We start from the raw sequence: 4,950 nt of genomic DNA on the forward strand, positions 1-4,950 counted from the left end.
ATATCAGGAACTTGTTCGCACCTTCCCTAGCTCTTTCATCATCCTAGAAGAACTCTTAATTAAGTATTCTTCAAGTGGGCCAGCATATGCCCCTGATGTCACGATCGTTAGTTGCGTAAGAGGATGAGTCAAACTCTCAATGCCCTTCAGGATGTCATTCTGGACAGCAGCAATATAAACAGGCGAAGCCGCAATCAAATATTCATCATTCGGACTGGACTGCATTAACTGGCTTATAGTTGCGCAACGGTTATGCTTTCCTAGTGATTTTGTGATGGCTTTCCACCAGAGATCATGCCTGAATGGTACTTGATGAAATGTCGCCTCGTAAGAGGGCACCCGATCTCGACTATTTAAAAACCCCATCCCGGCAGAGATTATCCACAACTCCAGATTTCTGGTTGAGTTTAAAATTTCCTTTGCCGTAGACCAGTGATTACCTGAATACAAGGACAATGCCGGTACCGCCTGATTACTTCTGGCGTCGTCTACAATGTTACTCCAGGCATATGCTGCGTCGTCCGGGGTTTGTTTTGGATCTATGTCCAATGTCGGCCAGACGTGGCCCTGATGATTCTTGCCCTTTGTACAGGAAGTGATTAAGTGTACTGAGCGTTCAGAGAACATTATCTTCCTTACATACCCATAGAACAGCTTTCTAAGAACGGTGGGCTCGCCTGAAAATTACAAATCAGCCCCTTTCACGGCATCATTTTGATTCTTCGCGTCTGCCCCCAGTAAGATGACCGGTTTTCTGCATGACAGTGTTATTCCTAACAAACGCAACACAAAACCACGCCAGCCAGAGCAAATTTTTTCATTTGCTGCGTAAAGCCTATTGTTTTCTCTTTTAAGCTTCGCCCACTCGTTACAGAGGGTAACATCATCAAGCGCTGTTATATGCTTCGCCTCACCTTCGACGATAACGGTATGGATACCGTATGCTGTAAATCTCATACTATTTTCCAGAACCCAGTTGCGGTATTCGTTGAGTCCACCTTCGGAACCGGTAGCTCTGCGCCACATTTCAATTTGCTTGTGTGATGGGTCAAGTGTACTTGTCATTGAAGCCTCGTCTCAGCGATAACGCTTGAAATAGCCCGCTTTGGTCAAAATGAAATTAGCCATCTGACTGGCGATTTGATTGTATCTTACTCATAGTGCCCAACCTATAGGTTAAAAAGGGGCATTTTCGCTTTATAGCGTGTTCAACATCATCAATCATCCCAAGAAAGGCTGGCTTATTAAGCCGGTCCATCATTTTCTGTATATCTCTCATCAATTTTTATATCCGGCCTGAAGTGCACCGTTCAAGCACACCGATCAGGCAGTTAGTCACTAGTTAACTCTTTACTAGAGACTAAATTCCATTGATTTACGTGACAACGTCACGTCATTAAGGTTTGCAAATGCCTAATTTTCATACTATGGGATTTAATTAGGAGTAAATCCCACAGGTTTACATAAAGCTGACATTTAAAAGTGTTAAAAATCAATCAGATAGAAAGAAAAGGCTCTCCGGAAGAACTCTTCTCATTATTTCGCCGCCCGGGGTTATTGCTGACAGATCTGAAAGTGCTAATATGTTAGTCATTAGTAATTAGTAAAGCCTTTACTAAACGCGTTTCTACGTAAATTCTATTGGTTTTAGAGGGTCCTACTGTCCGAAGACAATAAAGTTGTACACAAAGCACTAAAGTTGTAACCATTCTCAAAAAACGACGCTAATGTTGTATGCTTACTGAATGTGTGGTTATAGGGTTGGAGACTATAAAATGCACATATAGGTACGTATCAATGTCGTTTTTTGGGTACGATCATGGGTAGGGGTAGGCGTCTCAAATCCTATTTGGATTATGAAAATGCGCTAGGTGACGGCATAGGAGTGGGCTATGGCCAAAGTTATCAGCCCTGGCTTAGAGCTCAGGACGTTAAATCCCGTGGAAACCGTTCGATAGTCTTTGGCCTTAAGACGTTTCGAAACCATCATCATGGGGTTTGAGGGCCAATGATGTAAAAAACCACGCTAAGGAGATAATTCATTGTTTAAATTGAGATTTAACGGCCTCAATTCCCCCTTCATAATATCCTCCGGTAGTGTGAACGTATAATGTCCCAGCATGTTGATATGACCGTGCATCAGAGGCGAAAGCCGCGCGATATGTTCATCCTCTGGCCCTTCCCCGATGCTGCGCAGGTGCGACAAGGCTTCCTGCATATAAAGCGTATTCCACAGCACCACTGCGTTTGTCACCAGACCCAGCGCACCCAACTGATCTTCCTGCCCCTCGCGGTAACGTTTTCTGATCTCGCCACGCTGACCGTAGCAGATGGCTCTTGCAACGGCATGGCGGCCTTCACCCCGGTTCAACTGTGTTAGGATCCGGCGACGATAGTCCTCATCATCAATATAGTTGAGAAGATACAGTGTCTTGTTAACTCTTCCGACCTCCATTATTGCCTGAGCAAGCCCTGACGGTCGGGTACTTCTCAATAGCGATCGAATGAGTTCTGACGCATGAATAGTGCCCAGCTTCAGCGAACCGGCAACCCGCATCATCTCATCCCAGTGGCTTTCGATTTTAGAAAGGTCAACACAACCCCGCGCCAGTTTGTCCAACGCCCCGTAATTCGCTGCTTTGTCGGCCCGCCAGAACACAGCCTCACCCGCATCCGCCAGACGAGGTGAAAATTGGTATCCCAGTAGCCAGAACAGGCCAAAGATAATGTCACTGGTACCTGCTGTGTCCGTCATGATTTCAACCGGGTTTAGTCCCGTTTGTTGCTCAAGTAGCCCTTCCAGCACAAAGATGGAATCCCGCAGTGTTCCAGGAATCACTATGCCATGAAAACCCGAATATTGGTCAGAGACAAAGTTGTACCAGGTGATGCCGCGCCCTGAACCAAAGTATTTTCTGTTGGGGCCAGAATTCACCGTTTTCACTGGCGTGACAAAACGCATACCATCAGCGGAGGCTACCTCCCCGCCCCCCAGTATCCTGCCAACGCTAACGAGGACTGAAAATCAACCAGCCGCGCATTGGCGCTAACCAGCGTTTCTGCTCGGATGTAGTTCTGTTTCACCCAGCTCAGACGATGGCGAGTCAGTGCAGGGATATTGTGCTTGATCAGCGGCTCATGTCCGATATTGCAGGCCTCAGCCAGCATCACCGCACACAGGCTTATATGCAGATCCTGCGCACGGGCACCTGACTCGCTGACATGGCTGAATTCACGGGTGAAGCCAGTTCTGGCGTCAATCTCGAGCAACAGTTCTGTCAGGTCAACGGGTGGAAGCAATTGTCTGACTCGGCTGCTCAGTTGTATCAGCGCCGGTGGTTCATCCAATTTATCCAGGCTGCTGATGGTCAGCGAAGGATGTTTACCTTCATTGCAGATGTCCACGGCGGTATTGCGATCAAAACGTGATGCCACCGTTTTCCAGGTTTCATCTAACTGAGCGGCCAATTGCTCCGATGCTTTACTGCCATTAGTGGGGTGACCCAATGCCCGGCAGACTGGAACCCGCTGCGCCTGCCATTCCTCCCCCTGAAGAAGTTTTTGGCGCGGATCACCCCAACGATCGCTGTTTTCCAACCAGATGTCACGACGGCGTAGCGCATCCTGAAGTCGCTCCAGCAGACACAACGAGTAACCTGCTCGCTGTATCCGACCGTCAGCATCGTACACCAGGCGTTTCCAAGGGCCTGAAATGATATGTTCAGGTGCATCGTCCAGGATCCGTTTTTTCGAGCCGTTTAGCTCTGCCAGGTAATGGATGGCAGCCAAGGTATGTTCACCGTCTGGGGCCGCACGGAAGTGCAGATCGCGCAGTAGTGCGGGCAAAAAACGCCTTACCCGTCCGTATTGCTCCACCATTTCATCCTGAAAGTTTGTATCCTGGGGGCGGGCCAGTTCATTCACTTTTTCCACGGACTCTGCCAGTCTGGCGACAGACACACTGCTGAATATGGTCTTTCGCAGCAAATCATCGGCGGTATCTTCATCAAGTAAAAGTGCGCATGCCCGCGCCAGCAGCAACGCCGCGCGGTCAAGATCCTTGAGCGTCCTAAGTCGCTTTTTCTGCCCGGTTTTCTTCGCCTCCCGGGTAATATTGAGGATCAGCATATCCAGCACGTCAACGGCCTCGTCCAGCGCCGAGATTTCTTGCGCTTTCACGAATGCGGTAAGGATCGCCAGCCGCCGTTCTTCTGGCATTCTGCTGATATATTTCACCGATGCCATTCCGGCATAGCGTGCCAGATTGCGGAGCTGTATGGCGGGCAGCCCAGTGAAATTCAGACAGGAAAACTCCAGGCTGCGCAGGCGAGTGTAACGTTCAAGTGCTTCAGTGAACGCGGGGCCGCTGATAGTGACAGGGCCTCTTTTTAGGTGCTCCATCACTGAGAGTCGCTGTCCTTCGGGGATTTCAAGTAACCCAGCCAGTTGTGCGGTCTGCCAACGGTTTGGCAGCGCGGCCAATTTTCGCCACAAGCGGCGGGTCGCACGCTCACGGATTTCACCAATGACTCTCGTCAGGGTGGATGCGGCTGGCAACAACACTTTATTTTGAAGCAACCACGCGGTGGCAAAATCGAACATCAGTCCGGGGCGTTCATTACTGAGCCATGCACGGGTATACAGCAATCGCTTCAGTCTGAACGACCACGGGAAATCACCGAAATCATGATAGCTATAGTGCTGCCTGATAAGCCCGTGGTGCTCCCAACGTGTGTTTTCCCTTTGAGCATAGCGGGAAATGATCTCTGGATAGCGGATGTTAAGTTGCCTTGCGACATAAAACTGGACACCGGGCGGTATTTGCATGAGATCGGACAAGAAGGTTCCCAGAAAGCGGGCAGTTGTGAGTTGAAGGGCAATTCCCAACCGGTTATGCCTGCCCCTACGCAGGTTGATGAAAGGGCACTGTTGCAAAGTTAGCGATGAGGC

The 4,950-nt window shown here is 49.2% G+C and carries 2 protein-coding genes and 2 pseudogenes; 1 reads left to right on the top strand and 3 read right to left on the bottom strand.

Annotation, left to right across the window (positions count from 1 at the left end):
- Positions 1-3: 3 nt before the first annotated feature.
- Positions 4-627 (bottom strand): hypothetical protein, encoded by a 624-nt coding sequence (locus GV764_RS11115; protein WP_000490639.1) that lies wholly within the window; start codon positions 625-627, stop codon positions 4-6.
- Between the two features lie 57 nt (positions 628-684).
- The gene (locus GV764_RS11120; RefSeq protein WP_001371925.1) at positions 685-1,065 is read right to left on the bottom strand and encodes a hypothetical protein; all 381 of its coding nucleotides are present in this window, start codon (positions 1,063-1,065) and stop codon (positions 685-687) included.
- Between the two features lie 754 nt (positions 1,066-1,819).
- Here GV764_RS11120 and GV764_RS11125 point away from each other — a divergent pair.
- Positions 1,820-1,990, top strand: a pseudogene (locus GV764_RS11125) (TnsA endonuclease N-terminal domain-containing protein); the annotation flags it as partial.
- Between the two features lie 36 nt (positions 1,991-2,026).
- On the opposite strand, the pseudogene GV764_RS11130 reads toward GV764_RS11125, so the two are convergent.
- Positions 2,027-4,950: pseudogene (locus GV764_RS11130) on the bottom strand (Tn3 family transposase); the annotation flags it as partial.

The sequence above is a fragment of the Atlantibacter hermannii genome (genome assembly GCF_009907385.1).
Classification (GTDB): domain Bacteria; phylum Pseudomonadota; class Gammaproteobacteria; order Enterobacterales; family Enterobacteriaceae; genus Atlantibacter; species Atlantibacter hermannii_A.

Excerpts from the sequence above, each read along its gene's own strand:
- GV764_RS11115 (WP_000490639.1), bottom strand. The coding sequence starts at position 627 with ATGTTCTCTGAACGCTCAGTACACTTAATCACTTCCTGTACAAAGGGC.
- GV764_RS11120 (WP_001371925.1), bottom strand. The coding sequence starts at position 1,065 with ATGACAAGTACACTTGACCCATCACACAAGCAAATTGAAATGTGGCGC.